Genomic DNA, 16438 nt, shown 5'->3' on the forward strand with positions numbered 1-16438 from the left:
ATAGGCATTCTGTTACTAAAACAGGAGATCCATATAAAGGTGGGGTTATGAAGTTAGGTATCATTATTTTTTTAGGCTTAATGACAACTGGTTGCAGTTTATTTCAACAGCCTGTCATACAAGAGTCGTATTTTGTTCCTGTTATTCGCTCAGATGTGTCAAGCTCAGGTTACACACCATCGATTACTCCGATGGCAGCACCTAGGTCACAAAAAGAACGCCCTCGCATTTATACGCCAGTCTTGCGTTAAAGGAGCTTTTGCGCATAGCTCTCCGGGTTAAATCCAAGATGAATATTCCCTGAGTAAACTAAGACAGGTCGTTTCACTAAAGAGGGCTGAGACACTATTGTATGGACTGCTCTTTCATTGTCCATTTGATTTTTTATCTCTTCATCCAGTTTTCGCCAAGTGGTGCCGCGTTTATTAATCACGTTTTCCCAGCCTAGCTCGCTTATCCAGGCATTAGCCGTTGCGTCGTCTAAACCTTCTTTTTTGAAATCGTGAAATCTATATTCAATGTTGTTATCACTTAGCCAGCGAAACGCTTTTTTCATGGTGTCGCAATTTTTGATGCCAAATACTGTAATCATACTTTGTTCCGCATAGCACCCTACTGAGTGAACTCAATAGGGTGCTTTTTCTTTTGTTAACAGTTCTTTCGTTAACAGTTCTTTACGTTTTGCCTTCAGGCTCGTTTTTAATTGTGAGCGTGCAATGCTTCATTAAGAGCGATGGCGGTTTTATTGGTTTTACACTCAATAGCGCCTGTTTCTGAGTTGCGTCGGAATAAAAGGTCTGATTGTCCAGACAATTCGCGGGCTTTCACCGTTGAGACCACTTGGTTGTTTTCATCTAGTACCGCCACTTTAGAGCCTGCGGTAATGTATAGTCCTGATTCTACGATGCAGCGATCGCCCAAGCCAATGCCAATGCCTGCGTTCGCTCCAATTAGGCATTTTTCGCCTACTCCGATGACGATGTTGCCACCGCCTGATAGTGTGCCCATAGTCGAGCAGCCACCTCCTAGATCGGAGCCATCGCCCACTACAACGCCAGCCGAAATGCGGCCTTCAACCATACTGGAACCCAGAGTTCCCGCGTTGAAGTTGACAAAGCCTTCGTGCATCACTGTGGTGCCTTCTGCGAGGTGTGCGCCCAAGCGAATACGCGCAGCATCACCAACACGAATACCTGTAGGCACAATAAAGTTAAGCATTTTTGGGAATTTATCGACACTGAATACTTCAATGGTACGGCCTTCCATGCGAGCACTTAGTTGGCGATCAGCAAGTTCTTTCACATCAATGGGGCCTTCACTTGTCCACGCTGTGTTAATTAGAAGGCCGAACATGCCGTCAAGAACCGTGTTATGTGGCTGAACGAGGCGATGGGAAATAAGTTGCAGTTTTAGATACACTTCAGCTGGGTTGCTTGGGGCTTCGTCAGTGGCAAGGACGCATAAGATGATGGGCTTCGTTGAAGCCTTTAAGCGAGAGGCTAATTCTGCTTGTTCAATATTACCTGCCTTTAAAAGGTTCATATGTAGGCGGTTTAGATCGCCTTCTTCTAAAACCAGTGTGCTGTTACCACCTTCGTAATTGGTGCTTTCCAATAGTGCATCCAAAGTGCCTTTTTCGACATGTAAGCAAGGCGCAGAGTAAAAAACTTCTAGCCAATTGCCTTCTTTATTTTGCGTGCCGATGCCAAGACCGAATGCGAAAATTGTGTTGCTCATGTGTGTTCTCCAATTAAGATCTAAGGGGGATTATCTGCGAGAGAGGAAGCGCTGTATTCTTTTTGCTGCCTCAACGCATTCAGATTCTTCTGCCACTAATGCCATGCGAACATGATGGCTGCCGGGGTTGGTGTCATTTACGGCTCTGCCTAAATAACTGCCAGGTAAAACTAAAACAGATTCTTCTTGATAAAGTGCAATGCAGAATGCCTCGTCTGTCATCGTTAACTCGGGCCAGAGGTAAAAGCCCGCTTCTGGTTTAGAGATTGGCATCACAGGGGATAAAATCTCCAAAACCGCATCAAACTTGCGTGTGTATATTTCACGGTTCATGATGACGTGTTCTTCGTCGTTCCAAGCGGCAATCGAAGCGTCTTGGTGATGCACTGGCATGGCGCAACCATGATAGGTTCGGTAGAGTAAAAAAGCCGCTAACAAGTCCGCGTTTCCTGCTACAAAGCCTGAACGCAGCCCTGGTAAGTTTGAACGCTTTGATAACGACTGAAAAATGAGGCAATGCTGATAATCGGTATTCCCCAACTTCTGGCAAGCTTCCAGTAATCCCAGTGGAGGATGGTCACCAAAATAGATTTCTGAGTAACATTCATCTGCCACAATAGTAAAGTCGAAGCGCTTTGCTTTCTCAATTAAAAAAGCGTATTCCTCAAGCGTGGTGATGGTGCCGCTGGGGTTGTTAGGTGAGCATACGAACAGCACTTCGCATCGCTGCCAAATATCATCACTGATGCTTTGGTAATCGACCTTGTAGCCATTTTTTGCATCACAAGGGAGGTAATGCATTTTGGCCCCAGCCAAAATGCCAGCGCCTTCGTAAATCTGGTAAAAAGGATTTGGGCTGACCACGAGTGGTTTAGACTTGCCGCCGACCAGTGTTTGAGTGATCGCAAATAACGCTTCTCGTGTACCGGTAACAGGCAGTATTTCTGTCTCAGGGTTGAGGCTATCGAGTTTAAAACGACGCATCGCCCATTTGCTAATCGTGTCTCTAAGCGCAAACTCGCCTTTTGTACTCGGGTATTTGCTGACACCACTTAAGCTTTTGGCCAGTGTACCGAGCACTATGGCAGGTGCTTCGTGTTGTGGCTCGCCAATCGTGAGTTTGATCAAGGGTTTTTCTGGGTTGGGAGATAAGCCTTCAATGAGTTCAGCCAACTTTTGAAAGGGATAGGGGTGCAAAGATTGTATAAGAGGGTTCATTGTCTTTAGTCCATCGCTTGAGAAAAACGGTCAATTTTCTCTTTTAAAAGAGTGCAGATTGTATTCATAGTATCTTCGTCAGTAATTAAATCGCCATTTTCTTTGGTGATGTAAAAGGTATCTTCTACACGCTCGCCCAGTGTGGCTATTTTGGCCTTGTGCAACATGATGTTATGGTTCATGAAAAACTGTCCCACTAGAGCTAATAATCCTGGTCTGTCTGGTGCTGTAATTTCAAGGGCTGACCAGACTTCTTCAGGTTGGCTAACGAAATGCGCCGTGGCGGGTGAGTTAAAAATTTTCAAAATACGCGGTGTGTGACGTTGCACGACACTTTCATACAGTGATGGTGTTTCTAACTGGTCCATTAGGGTGTTTCGGATCAGGGTGATACGTTCTCTATCAAGATGTAGATTAGTATCTGAGTCATTACTGTCCATAACAACAAAGCTATCCAGACTAAAGTTGTCTGTGGTGTGGCTTATTTTGGCGTCTAGAATCGTTAAGCCGAGCTGTTCAAATGTGGCGGCCGTCACAGCAAATAGATGTTTGCTGATTAAGGTATAAATAAATATTTTACTGGCCCCTGAGAAATTACGACCGCCTAATGGCGTGATAGCAATAAGAGGCTTGTCACTCGGGCGGTGGCGTAAGATCGCTTCTGTATTCCACGCAATTTCATCGCCGTTTGAGCGTATGAAATACTCATCTTCGATGGTTTCCCATATATTTTCCGCTTCCATGATGTCTACGTTGCGTTCGATCATAATTTCGAGTGCACGCTGTTTGTGCTCGTCGCTGATCATATCGGCATCTATAGGGGAATCTAGGCCACGTCGTAGAGCGCGTTTTGTTTCTAAGTACAATTGGCGCATTAGTGATGCCCTCCAACTGTTCCACATGGTTGGGTTGGTTGCGTTGATGTCGGCCACAGTCAGAATAAATAAGTAATCTAAATGCTCTTGATCTTTTACGTAACTAGCAAACTCCCAAATCACTTCAGGGTCTGAAATGTCTTTACGCTGAGCTGTGACAGACATGAATAGGTGGTTACGGACAAGCCACACCACCAGCTCAGTATCACGTTTTGATAGCCCATGACGCTCACAAAAAGCCTGAGCATCAACGCAGCCTAGTTCGGAGTGATCGCCACCACGCCCTTTCGCTATATCGTGATACAAACCAGCAATATATAGCAGTTCAACTTTAGGAACGTGTCTAATCGCTTGGGCCGAAATAGGAAACTTCTGTTTAAATTCTGGCAACCATAAACGACGCAGATTTTCTACCAGCTGAAGAGTGTGAGCATCTACGGTGTAGATGTGAAATAAATCGTGCTGCATTTGCCCTATAATGGCACCAAATTCCGGTAAATAGCGCCCTAATAAGCCAAGGTGTTTCATTGAGCGAAGTATGCTCGTTAGTCGGTATCGACTGGCAATAATGTCAAGAAACAAATCGGTATTCGTTTTGTCATTGCGAAAATGATCATCGACCACTTCAAGGCTGTCGCGTAATTGACGCATGGTGTTCGCTCGAATTCCCTTGATGTTTTCGTGAGCACCCAGCAGCACGTACAGCTCCAACATACTAGACGGGTTGTCTTGAAACAGTGTCGCAGAGCGTGCTTCGAGTTGGCCATTGGCAATCTGGAAATGGTCGTTGATCACCTCGATGTTATCAATGGCATTTTTGGCAAGAAACGATTCTTCAAAATGTTGTAAAAGTAGATCGTTGAGTTGTTGAATTGAGGCGACGCTCTGGTAATACCCCTGCATGAAGCGCTCAACATTGCGTTTTAGATCATCGTCATCAAAGCCAAACAATCGAGTTAGCGTTCTTTGATGGTCAAAAAGAAGGCGGTCTTCTTTACGGCCAGAAACCATATGCAGTGCCCAGCGTATCCGCCAAAGATGACTCACCGCCCCTTTTAGCTGGATGTATTCATCTTCCGATAAAAAGTTTTTTTCAATGAGAGCGCTAAGCCTGTGAGTGTGTAAATGACGCTTAGCGACCCAATCAATCACCTGCATATCTCTTAACCCGCCAGGGCATTCTTTGAGGTTAGGCTCTAGGTTATAGGCGGTGTTTTGGTATTTAGCATGTCGTTGTTTTTGCTCTGCCAGCTTAGCTTGATAAAAAGACTGACCATCCCACATTTTTGTGGTGTCAATACGAGTCTTAAGTGCCGCGAGTAAATCGTTTGAGCCAATCAGGGTTCTTGATTCAATGAGATTGGTAATAATCGTAATATCATTAGCGGCCATGTCAGCGCATTCGTCTATGGTTCTTACGCTATGACCTACATCAAGGTTAATATCCCAAAGAAACGTGATAAAAGCTTCCAGCTTTTGCTGGGGAGCAGAAGTTTCGTTGTCAATGAGGATTAATAAGTCAATGTCTGACTTAGGGTGTAATTCGCTGCGACCATAGCCGCCTACTGCGACTAAGCTGACGTTAGTGTCGTGGAGCAATTCTTTTGCTTGCCAAGCTGACTGTAATATTTCGTCAAAAAACGCCGCTAATCCTTTAACCAGTTTTTCAATTGGGTAAAGGGAATGAAAAAGATCGTTATAGATTTGCGTCTTTTCTTCTATGATGGCTTTGTAACGGACAATTGAACAACTAGGTTGTGAAAGCTCAGACTTCTCTTCAGCACAAAGAAGTGGCGGGGCATCTGGAAAAGCAGGAAAATCCATACAAAAGCCTCAAGGAATTAAAAAAGAAATACTAACGACATTTTATTAACTCAGTCAAAACGCGCTTTTATGAAAAGCGCGTTTCTTCTGGGCGACGAGTTAACACCTCGACGCCATTTGTGGTCACTAACAAGGTATGCTCATACTGAGCAGATAAGCGACCGTCTTTTGTTTTGGCTATCCAGTTATCAGGGCCTGTGTGTTTTACGTGTTTTTTGCCCGCATTAATCATAGGTTCAATCGTAAAGACCATGCCTTCTTCTAATATCACACCTGTGCCTGTTTTGCCGTAATGCGCAACTTGAGGTTCTCCGTGGAAAGTGGTGCCGATGCCATGCCCACAATATTCTTCAACGACAGTGTAATGATGCTTGTGTGCATAAGCCGAAATAGCAGCGCCAATATCACCTAAACGAATGCCAGGTTTTACCATGTCGATAGCAAGGTACAGACTTTCCTGTGTTACTTTTGCCAAGCGTTCTGCATGAGGCAGGGCAGTACCTACGAAGAACATTTTACTAGTATCACCGTAGTAACCGTCTTTGATGATAGTGATATCAACATTGATCACGTCGCCTTTTTTCAACGCTTTGTCGTTGGGGATACCATGGCAAATAACATCATTGACAGATGTACAACAGGATTTAGGAAAACCATGGTAGTTCAGAGGCGCTGGGATAGCACCTTGTTCACCAACAATGTAGTTGTGAGCAATAATGTCGATTTGTTCAGTCGTTATGCCAGGTATGATGAACTCTTCAAGCATCACAAGAACATCAGCAGCCAGCTTGCCTGCTACCCTCATGCCTTCTATATCGCTGATGTCGCTAAAACGCGTCGCAGCTGGACGAGGGGTGGCAGCAGGAACTTCTAATCGACCGTTTTTGGTTAGTGCTTCGATTTTTTGCAGTATTTCGTTACTCATAGTTAGTATTTCTTAAATTGGTTTATGGCTAAGATAGCGCCTATTCTACATGACTTGAATCGTAGAATCGCCTCTGTGCCTGAAAAAAACGTGTTCAGTAAAACGTGTAAAAAAGCGTTCGAGTCTTTTGGTTTTTAGATAAATATGGTATAAAACGCCAGCTTGTGTAATGGGGCACTATTTGTTACGCGAGCTTAACTCACTAAATCAACGATCTTGCCGCAATGAATAAAAGTGTCTTGGGTGTCTTAGGTTGCCTTAAACCTTGTTCGACTGACGCTTTTAGCTGGTAAGCTTAAATAACCCAAATTTAAAGGATAGTAAAATGCCTACAGTTTCTATGCGCGACCTATTATTGGTTGGTTCACACTTCGGTCACCAAACTCGTTACTGGAACCCAAAAATGAAGCCTTTCATTTTCGGTGCTCGTAACAAGATCCACATCATCAACCTTGAACACACTGTTCCAGCACTAAATAACGCTCTTGAGCTTGTTAAGAAAATGGCTGAGAACAAAAACAAGGTGTTGTTTGTTGGTACTAAGCGTGCTGCGTCTAAAACAATTAAAGAGCAAGCTTCTCGCTCAGGTATGCCATACGTAAACCATCGCTGGTTGGGTGGTATGCTAACAAACTACAAAACGATCCGTGCTTCTATCAAGCGTCTACGTGAGCTTGAAACACAAATGACGGATGGTACTTTTGACAAATTGACGAAAAAAGAAGCTTTGATGCGTACTCGTGAGCTTGAGAAACTTGAGCTTTCTATGGGTGGTATCAAGGATATGGGCGGTCTTCCTGACGTTCTTTTTGTTGTTGACGTTGACCATGAGCGTATTGCAATCAAAGAAGCTAACAAGCTAGGTATCCCTGTTATCGGTATCGTTGATACAAACAGTGATCCAGACGGCGTTGATTACATCATTCCTGCTAACGATGACGCTATTCGTGCCATTCAGTTGTACGTTGGTGCTTTTGCTGATGCCGTGCTAGAAGCTCGTGCTGAAGCGGCTGGTACAGCAGATGAATTTGTTGAAGTAAGCGAAGCGACTGAAGCGTAAGCAAACTAAATTAGTTTGTTCTGGTTTCTAAAGGGGGGTGTTCGCCTCCTTTTTTAAATTTGAATTGGTAGAAGAGGAATTGTTATGGCCGCAGTATCTGCAGCATTAGTAAAAGAGCTACGTGAGCGCACGGGTTTAGGTATGATGGAGTGCAAAAAAGCACTTGCTGCTGCGAACGCAGACATTGAAGTGGCAATCGAAGAGCTACGTAAATCAAGTGGCATGAAAGCAGCGAAGAAAGCGGGTCGTACTGCAGCGGAAGGTACTATCATTATGCGCGTAGCTGATGATGCATCTTACGGTGTCTTGGTTGAGGTTAACTCTGAGACAGATTTCGCTTCTCGTGACGAAGGTTTCATTGCTTTCGCCAATAAAGTTGCTGATGTTGTTTTTGCAACAAAAGAAACTGACATGGCTAAAGTGATTTCAGGTGATATGCTTGAAGCTCGCGAAGCCTTGGTTCAGAAAATTGGTGAAAACATCACGCCTCGTCGTGCTGTTATCGTTGAAGGTGGCTTAGTAAGCGGCTACTTGCACGGTAATGGGCAGATCGCTGTATTGACTCAACTTGAAGGTGGTTCATCTGAGCTAGCGAAAGACGTGTCTATGCATGTAGCGGCTGTTTCTCCTCGTGTTGTACGTGGCGAAGATATGCCAGCTGAAGTTCTTGCAAAAGAAGAAGAGATTGTTCGTGCGCAGCCAGATATGGCTGGCAAACCTGCTGAGATCGTTGACAAAATGATCGTAGGTCGTATGAAGAAGTTCTTGGCTGAAAATAGCTTGACTGAACAGCCTTTTGTTAAGAACCCAGAAATTAAAGTAGGCCAGCTTGTAAAAGATGCCGGCGCTACCGTTACTTCTTTTGTTCGCCTTGAAGTAGGTGAAGGTATCGAAGTAGCTGAAGTGGATTTTGCTGCAGAGGTAGCCGCTCAGCTTAAAGGTTAATCTTTAGTTGATCGTTCTAAATAAAGGGGCAGCTTGACTGCCCCTTTTTATGAAAGACAGATGCTATGTGTGTGTTGACTGACTAAGCGTCATTGATTGAAGAGATGCAACCCTTGCCGGAGGTTAAAGTGCCAAAAGAAAGAAGTCCTAAATATAAACGAATTTTGTTAAAACTCAGTGGCGAAGCTTTAATGGGCGACGAGCCATTTGGTATTGACCCTAAGGTGCTCAATCGAATCGCTCTTGAGATTGGCCAATTGCGTGGCATCGGTGTTGAGGTTGGTATTGTTATCGGTGGTGGTAACTTGTTCCGTGGACAGGCTTTGAGTAAAGCAGGTATGGACCGTGTCACTGGCGATCACATGGGTATGCTGGCAACGGTGATGAATGCTTTGGCGATGCGAGATGCCCTAGAACGCGCTAATATTGCCACTCGTGTAATGTCAGCGATTACCATGACGGGTATTGTCGAACCTTACGACAGAAGGCGTGCGATGCGCTTAATGCAAGAAGGTGATGTGCTGATTTTCTCTGCTGGTACAGGCAATCCCTTTTTTACAACAGACTCTGCCGCTTGTTTGCGCGGTATCGAGATTGATGCTGATGTTGTATTGAAGGCAACGAAAGTGGATGGTGTGTACTCTGCCGATCCAATGAAAGATCCTACTGCAGTCAAATATGATACATTAGGCTATGATGAGGTGCTTGAGAAACAATTGGGCGTTATGGATTTAACGGCGATTTGTTTAACACGAGATCACAGCATGCCAATACGAGTATTTAATATGAATAAGCCTGGCGCCTTGGTGAACATCATGGTTGGCGGCGACGAAGGTACCCTGATTAAGTGAGGAAGTTATGATTAACGAAATTCTTAAAGACGCAGAAGAGCGAATGGGCAAAGCGGTTGCTTCTGTTGAATCTGCATTTAAAAAAATCCGTACTGGTCGAGCACACCCGAGTATTTTAGACTCTGTTAAAGTGAACTATTACGGTTCTGAAACACCGTTGAGCCAAGTGGCTAACATTACTGTTGAAGATGCGCGAACCTTGGGTGTTTCTCCTTGGGAAAACAATTTGGTTCCTGAGATCGAAAAAGCCATCATGAAGTCAGATCTTGGTTTGAATCCGGCAACGAATGGAAATCTGATCCGCATTCCTATGCCTGCCCTGACTGAAGAAACGCGTAAAAACTACTTTAAGCAGGCGAAAAATGAAGCTGAAAACGGCCGTATTGCTATTCGCAATATCCGTCGCGATGCCAATGGCAGTCTTAAAGACCTGTTGAAAGAAAAAGAAATATCTGAAGACGACGATCGTCGTGGACAAGATCAAGTTCAAAAAATCACCGACAAATATGTCGCACTCGTTGAAGAGCGTCTTGCCGCAAAAGAAAAAGACTTGATGGAAATTTAGTGAAGAAGGCGAGCTTCGGCTCGCTTTTTTTATTAACTAAGGTGACGCTATGTCTGTAATCAATGGCACTGATGCTGAGTCAGTCGCTGTACCAGAACATATTGCCATAATCATGGATGGTAATAATCGCTGGGCCAAAAAAAAGCACCTCCCTAGTATCGCTGGGCACTCTGCAGGAGCATCGGCAGTTCGTCGCGTGGTCGAGTCAGCCGCTTTGGCAGGGGTTAAGGTGTTAACGCTTTTTGCCTTTTCTAGTGAAAACTGGAAGCGTCCTAAGCTCGAAGTGGACGGTTTGATGGCGCTTTTTATGCGCTCCCTCAAAAAGGAGCTCAAGCGGTTAAATAAGCACGAAATTAAATTTAAGATAATAGGTGATCTTTCTGGATTTAGTGAAAGCTTACAAGCACAGATTAAGACGGTTGAAGAAGCCACGCAGGCTAACGACAAAATGACGCTTGTCATTGCAGCAAACTATGGTGGTCGTTGGGATATAGCGCAAGCAGCTCGAAAGGTCACGGAACGTGTGCTTGCTGGTGAGCTAACAGTGGAAAATATCAATGAAACGGTATTAAGTGAGCATATGCAGCTCGCCGATTTGCCGGCGCCTGATCTTTTGATTAGAACGTCTGGTGAAGAACGTATTAGCAACTTCTTGCTTTGGCAGACGGCTTATTCTGAGTTTGTATTTCTTCCTGTGTTGTGGCCGGATTTTGGTCAGACGCATTTTGATGAAGCTATCCAAACTTATCAAAACCGTCAACGACGTTATGGTGGTCGATAACCATGTTACTCCCTCGAATTTTAAGCGCCATCGTTATGGCTGTGTTGTTTGTTTGTGCCGTCTTTGTTTTAGACATCACTTATTTTATTTTCGCCATGGCCGGTGTTGTGTTTCTAGCAGGATGGGAGTGGGCGCGTTTATCTGGTCTGCATAAGCAGACACATCGTATGTTATACGCAGTGCTCATTAGCGTGGTGTGTTTTGGTGTGTTTCAAGCCAATGTGCACATGCTTTCCCTTTTTGTTAGCCCTTTTCTGTGGGGGTTGGCTTTATACTGGGTAATGCGTTATCCAACTCATCTTGTTTGGCGGCATGTTTACAGTCGTCTCGTGTTTGGCGTGTTTGTGTTGGTTACGACTTGGTCTGCATTGGTTGTGCTCAGGGAGTCAGCAGACTTTCTGGTGTGGGTGCTTTTACTGATGGGATTAATATGGGGAGCCGATACTGGCGCCTATTTTGCGGGACGGGCTTTCGGTAAACGTAAGTTGGCGCGTTTTGTGAGTCCTGGAAAGTCTTGGGAAGGTGTGTTCGGTGGCGTGTTTTTAACGCAAATTGGCATCATGGTGTTTGCTACGATGAGCGATTTTTCACTTTTACAATGGGGGGGATTGGCGGTGATTGCGTTGGTGACCTCTTTTGTGTCTGTGTTAGGTGATCTAACTGAGAGTTTATTTAAGCGCCATGAAGAACTTAAAGATTCAAGTCGTCTTATCCCTGGGCATGGTGGGGTGATGGATCGTGTGGATAGCTTGACGGCCGCAGCGCCAATTTATGTTCTGTTATTAAGTTTAACTGGGTGGCTTTGATGCAGGGTATTTGTTTGTTAGGGGCAACTGGCTCAATTGGGCAAAGCACCTTAGATATTATTTCCCTACACCCAGATAAATTTCGATTAATCAGTGCCTCTGCGAATCACAGCGTGGATAAAATGGCGCAAATTTGTCGTCGTTTTAAACCGCTTAGAGTGGTAATGGGGTCTGAAAAAACACGTGATGAATTAGCGCGACAATGCTTTGACCTAGATATTTCCTTTGAGTGGGGAGCGCAAGCATTAGACAGTATTGCCGCAGATTCTGCTGTGGATCAAGTCATGGCTGCCATTATGGGGTTTGCTGGGCTTAGTCCAACTTTGTCGGGGATACGGGCAGGAAAACGCACCCTGTTGGCAAACAAAGAGTCGCTGGTGACCGCGGGTAAGCTCTTTATGGATGAGGTTGCACGTCATGATGTTATGTTGCTTCCGATTGACAGTGAACACAATGCGATTTACCAAAGCTTGCCTCAAACTTCGGTAGGGGCGCATAAAAAAGATGTGTCAAAAATCATATTAACAGCTTCTGGTGGCCCCTTCAGAACCTGGTCATTAGAAGAAATGGTATCGGTAACGCCGGCTCAGGCCTGCAAGCATCCAAACTGGTCGATGGGGCAAAAGATATCGATTGATTCCGCCACCTTGATGAATAAAGGGCTTGAATTAATTGAGGCCTGTTGGTTGTTTGATGTCACGCCAAACGAAGTTGATGTGGTTGTTCATCCAGAAAGCATCATCCACTCGATGGTGTCTTATCGTGATGGGTCTGTGCTTTCTCAGATGGGAAATCCTGATATGAAAATTCCTATCGCATACGGCATGAGTTGGCCTGACAGAATAGAAACCAGTGTTGCTCCGCTCAGCTTGATTGATATTGGGCGTTTGAATTTTGAGTCTCCTGACGTGGTACGTTTTCCAAATCTTACTCTTGCTGCTGATGCCTGGTTTATGGGGGGGACGGCAATGGCGGTGCTAAATGCGGCTAATGAGGTGGCAGTAGACGCTTTTTTACACCATAAAATTGGATTCTTAGACATTGCTAAGCTTAATGAAAAAGTATTGTCTACCGCGAATATTGTCGCAGTCAATGAACTTGAAGATGTGTTAGAGGCCGATAAAATGGCTCGTCGTTTAGCGCTTAATATGGTTTATTCTGGTTGGCTTTTATGATCATAAACATTCTTTCTATAATTGTTGCTTTAGGTTTGCTCATTACCTTTCATGAGTTTGGTCATTTCTATGTGGCGCGCCGTTGTGGGGTAAAAGTGTTGCGTTTCTCTGTGGGATTCGGGAAGCCCATTTATCGCTACGTGGGTAAAACTGGCACAGAGTACACTCTTGCGATGATTCCATTGGGTGGTTATGTACGCATGCTGGATGAGCGCGAAGGCAATGTACCCGAATCGCTAAGAGATCAAACATTCAACACTAAAACAGTATGGCAGCGGATTGCTATCGTTGCGGCAGGACCCATTGCAAATTTCATTTTAGCCATTGTCATTTATGCGTTCGTTGCTTTGTTGGGCATTCAATCTGTTGCCCCTAAAGTAGGTGACATCGCGACTGATTCTCCGTTGAGTCAAACTCAGATTCAGATAGGCGATGAACTTACGTCTATTGCTGGTGAACCTGTTACGTCGTGGGAAGATGTAAATTTAGTGTTAGCAGGCTTGATAGGTCAAACAGGAAGCATTATCGTCAGTTATCAAGTTGAAGGTGAAAGCTTTCAACGAGAAGGCTCTGTGAAACTTAATCGTTGGTTGACAGGAGAAGAGCCCAACAATTTGATTCAAGCCTTTGGCGTGAGCCCATGGCAACCAGACGTTGAGCCTGTTATTGCCCAAGTGGTTGAGGGCGGAGCGGCCTATAAGGCGGGTTTCGAGGCAAAAGACAAAATATTGAGAGTGGAAGGCTCCACTATGTCGAGCTGGCAACAAGTTGTTGAAGTGGTTCAGGCAAGCCCAGGTAAGAGATTGAACGTTGAGGTGTTGCGTGGGCAAATGACCTACAATCTCTCCCTTGAGCCTGAGGTTATGCAGCGCAATGGCGTTGATCTAGGTTATGCAGGCCTTGCTGTAGTACCGCCCAAGTGGGACGAGAGTCTCATACGTGAGCGTCACTATGGCCCCATTGAAGCACTGTCTTATGGTGCGTTACAGACCTATAAAATGGTGACGCTGACCGTCTCTTCGATTGGGAAAATGTTGCAAGGTCTCATTTCTGTCGACAATCTGTCAGGGCCTATTACCATTGCGAAAATCGCCAGTGCATCGGCTGATTCTGGGTTGCAGACGTTTTTAAAGTTTATGGCTTACCTTAGTGTCAGTTTAGGTGTGCTTAATTTGTTGCCCATTCCAATGTTGGATGGTGGGCATCTGTTGTTTTTTGGCATTGAAGCTATACGCCGAAAGCCTGTCTCTGAACGAATTCAGGGTATGGCGTATCGAGTTGGTGCTTCTCTTTTATTTGCTTTAATGGCGGTTGCCATTTTTAATGATATTGCCCGCTTGTAGAGAGGTATATGTGAAAGTCGTTTCAGCGGTATTGTTGACTTTAATAAGTGTGCAAGGTTACGCAAATACAGTAGAAGATGTTCGTATTGATGGTTTGGTACAAATGCCATCGTCTAGAGCTTTTGATGTTATCGGTTTTAATGATCGCGAGTCCTATAATGCGGGTAAGGTGTATCAAGCAATTAATGCGCTTTTTAACACGGGTTACTTCAGTGATATCGATGTTTTTAAAGATAATGACATCCTGGTATTTAATGTTGTAGAACGACCCTCAATTGGTAATTTAACCATAGAAGGGAACGAATTAATCAAAACTGAAGATCTGCAAAGAGGGTTGACTTTATCTGGCTTAGAAATTGGCGAGATCTATAAGCCAGAAACTTTAAATCAAATTGTTCAAGAATTACAACGACAATATTATGCCCTAGGACGATACAGCGCCAAAGTAGATATTTCAGTTGAGCCCATGCCCCGAAATAGAACGGCTATTGCCATTGATATCGATGAAGGTGACACTGCAAAGATTGTTCATATTAATATTGTTGGCAATAAAGACTTTGATCTAGAAACCTTAACAAAAGACTTTGATTCACGGGAAACAGGTTATTGGAATCCCTTTAGCTCGGCGGACGAATACGCTAAAGAAAAATTAGAGGGTGATATAAATAAACTGAAAAGTTTTTATTTAGATAATGGTTATCTGGATTTCTCTGTGGTTTCAAGTCAAGTGAGTTTATCCGCAGATAAACGCGATGTGTATGTTGTCATTAACGTTTCTGAGGGGGAGCCCTACCAAATTGGAAGTCTAGCTTTAAATGGCAGCCTGCCAATTAGTGAGGACCGCGTGTGGAAACAAATAACACAGAAAAAGGGCGATGTATTTTCTCGTAGCCAAGTGACTAAGATCATTGAAGACATCTCAACCGAGCTTGGCGACGATGGGTATCTGTTCACTAACGTCAATGTTATCCCAGAGAAGCTTGATGATCAGACGGTCAATTTGAGTTATCAAATTGCACCGGGCCCAAAAGTGTACGTACGTCGTATTATTTTTAGCGGTAACCGTGAGACACAAGATGAAGTGTTGCGTCGTGAAATGACCCAGTTTGAAGGGACGTTAGCAACGCACTCTAAAATTCAAGCATCCAAGCGTCGTATCGAGCGGTTAGGTTTTTTTAGTCGAGTTGATTTGAGGACTCGCCCTGTCAATGGAACGACGGACCAAGTAGATATAGAAGTCGTAGTAGAGGAGCAAGCCTCTGGCAGTATCCAGGCCAGTATTGGTTACTCGGAAGAAAGTGGCACAGTGCTGGGTTTTGGTATATCAAAACGTAACTTTCTAGGAACAGGCAATAAGTTGTCTTTTAATGCCTCTAGAACAAATCAATCGCAAAATTATGCGATCAGTTACGATAATCCTTATTTTACTGTGGATGGCGTGAGTCGTGGCTTCGAAATGTTTTATAAAACGAGCGATCATGCTAGTGATGATGTCGAAGATTATGACCTAGATGAAATAGGGGCTGGTGTTAATTTTGGCTATCCTATTTCAGATACTCAACGTTTGTCTTTTGGCGTGACGGTTAAAGAAACAACTGTCCAGTTGGGTTTTGATCCATCAAATGAGACGAAAAGCTACATCAATACGCAGGGCGATAATTACGATGACATTATCGGCAGTATCAGTTGGAGTGACAACGATTTGATTGGTGGTGTTTTGCCTACTGAGGGTTACTCAACCAGAGCGACGCTTGAAGTGGCATTGCCCGCTGGTGATCAGCAGTACAGTAAGCTGAGCTTAACATCGCAAAAATATTGGAATTTGAATGATTCTAACCTTTGGTTGTTTCGTTTAAAAGGTCGTTTGGGTTATGGTAAAAGTTATGGTGACACTGAGGCTTTCCCCTTCTTTGAAAACTATTTCGCAGGTGGATCGTATTCTGTACGTGGTTATGGCGCCTCCTCGTTAGGGCCAAAAAACTCATACGATGCGGGCTCAACGAATACCAGTTCTGCGTTGGGGGGAAACATTCTTATGACGGGTACGGCGGAGCTTATTTTTCCTTTGCCTATGGTTGAAGATCATAAGTCAGTAAGAACAGCCGTATTCATTGATGGCGGTAGTGTGTTTACGGACTATTGTTTGGCGGGCAACACAGAGTGTAACCAAGGAATACAGCTTGATGAAATACGCTACAGTGCGGGTTTGAGTTGGACATGGATTACGCCTATTGCCCCCTTGTCTTTTAACTTTTCTCGACCATTAAATGCGAAAAGCGGCGATAAAACGGATCTGTTCCAATTTCAGTTAGGGACGACGTTTTAATCCGAAC

Annotated in this window: 15 protein-coding genes; 10 read left to right on the forward strand and 5 right to left on the reverse strand. The window is 44.3% G+C overall.

Translation table 11 applies throughout. The annotated features are described in order from the left end of the window. The first annotated feature begins 47 nt into the window (after positions 1-47). Entirely contained in the window at positions 48-251 is a 204-nt protein-coding gene (locus EBI00_RS13000; protein ID WP_123096374.1) for a hypothetical protein, read from the forward strand. Here EBI00_RS13000 and EBI00_RS13005 read toward each other — a convergent pair. The 5 genes from EBI00_RS13005 to map form a co-directional block, all read right to left on the reverse strand. Further along, entirely contained in the window at positions 248-592 is a 345-nt protein-coding gene (locus EBI00_RS13005) for an ArsC family reductase (protein WP_123096375.1), read from the reverse strand. The genes EBI00_RS13000 and EBI00_RS13005 overlap by 4 nt on opposite strands. 107 nt (positions 593-699) lie before the next feature. Beyond that, complete coding sequence (gene dapD / locus EBI00_RS13010; protein ID WP_123096376.1) at positions 700-1737, reverse strand: 2,3,4,5-tetrahydropyridine-2,6-dicarboxylate N-succinyltransferase; 1038 nt, start codon at positions 1735-1737, stop codon at positions 700-702. A gap of 30 nt (positions 1738-1767) precedes the next feature. Beyond that, on the reverse strand, positions 1768-2955 hold the full coding sequence (dapC, locus tag EBI00_RS13015) for a succinyldiaminopimelate transaminase (RefSeq protein WP_123096377.1): 1188 nt from the start codon (positions 2953-2955) through the stop codon (positions 1768-1770). Positions 2956-2960: 5 nt separating this feature from the next. After that, positions 2961-5654, reverse strand: a complete 2694-nt coding sequence (gene glnD, locus EBI00_RS13020) for a [protein-PII] uridylyltransferase (RefSeq protein WP_123096378.1) — start codon at positions 5652-5654, stop codon at positions 2961-2963. A gap of 67 nt (positions 5655-5721) precedes the next feature. Beyond that, positions 5722-6579: a type I methionyl aminopeptidase gene (gene map / locus EBI00_RS13025; RefSeq protein WP_123096379.1), complete on the reverse strand. Its 858-nt coding sequence runs from the start codon at positions 6577-6579 to the stop codon at positions 5722-5724. A gap of 325 nt (positions 6580-6904) precedes the next feature. Here map and rpsB point away from each other — a divergent pair, with 325 nt between their 5' ends. From rpsB to bamA, 9 genes are all read left to right on the forward strand, one after another. Further along, the gene (gene rpsB, locus EBI00_RS13030; protein WP_123096380.1) at positions 6905-7639 is read left to right on the forward strand and encodes a 30S ribosomal protein S2; all 735 of its coding nucleotides are present in this window, start codon (positions 6905-6907) and stop codon (positions 7637-7639) included. An 84-nt stretch (positions 7640-7723) separates the two neighbouring features. Further along, positions 7724-8584, forward strand: a complete 861-nt coding sequence (gene tsf, locus EBI00_RS13035; RefSeq protein ID WP_123096381.1) for a translation elongation factor Ts — start codon at positions 7724-7726, stop codon at positions 8582-8584. 104 nt (positions 8585-8688) lie between these two features. Continuing rightward, positions 8689-9435 carry a UMP kinase gene (pyrH, locus tag EBI00_RS13040; RefSeq protein ID WP_174714926.1) on the forward strand — a complete coding sequence of 249 codons (747 nt, stop codon included), beginning with the start codon at positions 8689-8691 and terminating at the stop codon, positions 9433-9435. Between the two features lie 7 nt (positions 9436-9442). Continuing rightward, the gene (frr, locus tag EBI00_RS13045) at positions 9443-10000 is read left to right on the forward strand and encodes a ribosome recycling factor (RefSeq protein ID WP_123096382.1); all 558 of its coding nucleotides are present in this window, start codon (positions 9443-9445) and stop codon (positions 9998-10000) included. Between the two features lie 49 nt (positions 10001-10049). Beyond that, positions 10050-10781, forward strand: coding sequence for a polyprenyl diphosphate synthase (uppS, locus tag EBI00_RS13050; protein WP_123096383.1), 732 nt, complete (start codon positions 10050-10052; stop codon positions 10779-10781). A 2-nt stretch (positions 10782-10783) separates the two neighbouring features. After that, positions 10784-11587, forward strand: coding sequence for a phosphatidate cytidylyltransferase (locus tag EBI00_RS13055; RefSeq protein ID WP_123096384.1), 804 nt, complete (start codon positions 10784-10786; stop codon positions 11585-11587). Beyond that, positions 11587-12762 (forward strand): 1-deoxy-D-xylulose-5-phosphate reductoisomerase, encoded by a 1176-nt coding sequence (gene ispC, locus EBI00_RS13060; RefSeq protein WP_123096385.1) that lies wholly within the window; start codon positions 11587-11589, stop codon positions 12760-12762. Before EBI00_RS13055 ends, ispC begins: the two co-directional genes overlap by 1 nt. Continuing rightward, positions 12759-14105, forward strand: a complete 1347-nt coding sequence (gene rseP, locus EBI00_RS13065; RefSeq protein ID WP_123096386.1) for an RIP metalloprotease RseP — start codon at positions 12759-12761, stop codon at positions 14103-14105. The genes ispC and rseP overlap by 4 nt, the downstream gene beginning before the upstream one ends. A 10-nt stretch (positions 14106-14115) precedes the next feature. After that, a complete protein-coding gene (bamA, locus tag EBI00_RS13070; RefSeq protein WP_241557037.1) occupies positions 14116-16431 on the forward strand; it encodes an outer membrane protein assembly factor BamA in 2316 nt (771 codons plus the stop codon). Positions 16432-16438: the final 7 nt, after the last annotated feature.

It is taken from the genome of Marinomonas hwangdonensis, from assembly GCF_003721245.1.
In the GTDB taxonomy this organism is placed as follows: Bacteria; Pseudomonadota; Gammaproteobacteria; order Pseudomonadales; family Marinomonadaceae; genus Marinomonas; species Marinomonas hwangdonensis.

Bases quoted from the DNA above. Each gene is read 5' to 3' on its own strand.
- EBI00_RS13000 (WP_123096374.1), top strand. From the start codon at position 48: ATGAAGTTAGGTATCATTATTTTTTTAGGCTTAATGACAACTGGTTGC.
- EBI00_RS13005 (WP_123096375.1), bottom strand. From the start codon at position 592: ATGATTACAGTATTTGGCATCAAAAATTGCGACACCATGAAAAAAGCG.
- dapD (WP_123096376.1), bottom strand. From the start codon at position 1,737: ATGAGCAACACAATTTTCGCATTCGGTCTTGGCATCGGCACGCAAAAT.
- dapC (WP_123096377.1), bottom strand. From the start codon at position 2,955: ATGAACCCTCTTATACAATCTTTGCACCCCTATCCCTTTCAAAAGTTG.
- glnD (WP_123096378.1), bottom strand. From the start codon at position 5,654: ATGGATTTTCCTGCTTTTCCAGATGCCCCGCCACTTCTTTGTGCTGAA.
- map (WP_123096379.1), bottom strand. From the start codon at position 6,579: ATGAGTAACGAAATACTGCAAAAAATCGAAGCACTAACCAAAAACGGT.
- rpsB (WP_123096380.1), top strand. From the start codon at position 6,905: ATGCCTACAGTTTCTATGCGCGACCTATTATTGGTTGGTTCACACTTC.
- tsf (WP_123096381.1), top strand. From the start codon at position 7,724: ATGGCCGCAGTATCTGCAGCATTAGTAAAAGAGCTACGTGAGCGCACG.
- pyrH (WP_174714926.1), top strand. From the start codon at position 8,689: ATGCAACCCTTGCCGGAGGTTAAAGTGCCAAAAGAAAGAAGTCCTAAA.
- frr (WP_123096382.1), top strand. From the start codon at position 9,443: ATGATTAACGAAATTCTTAAAGACGCAGAAGAGCGAATGGGCAAAGCG.
- uppS (WP_123096383.1), top strand. From the start codon at position 10,050: ATGTCTGTAATCAATGGCACTGATGCTGAGTCAGTCGCTGTACCAGAA.
- EBI00_RS13055 (WP_123096384.1), top strand. From the start codon at position 10,784: ATGTTACTCCCTCGAATTTTAAGCGCCATCGTTATGGCTGTGTTGTTT.
- ispC (WP_123096385.1), top strand. From the start codon at position 11,587: ATGCAGGGTATTTGTTTGTTAGGGGCAACTGGCTCAATTGGGCAAAGC.
- rseP (WP_123096386.1), top strand. From the start codon at position 12,759: ATGATCATAAACATTCTTTCTATAATTGTTGCTTTAGGTTTGCTCATT.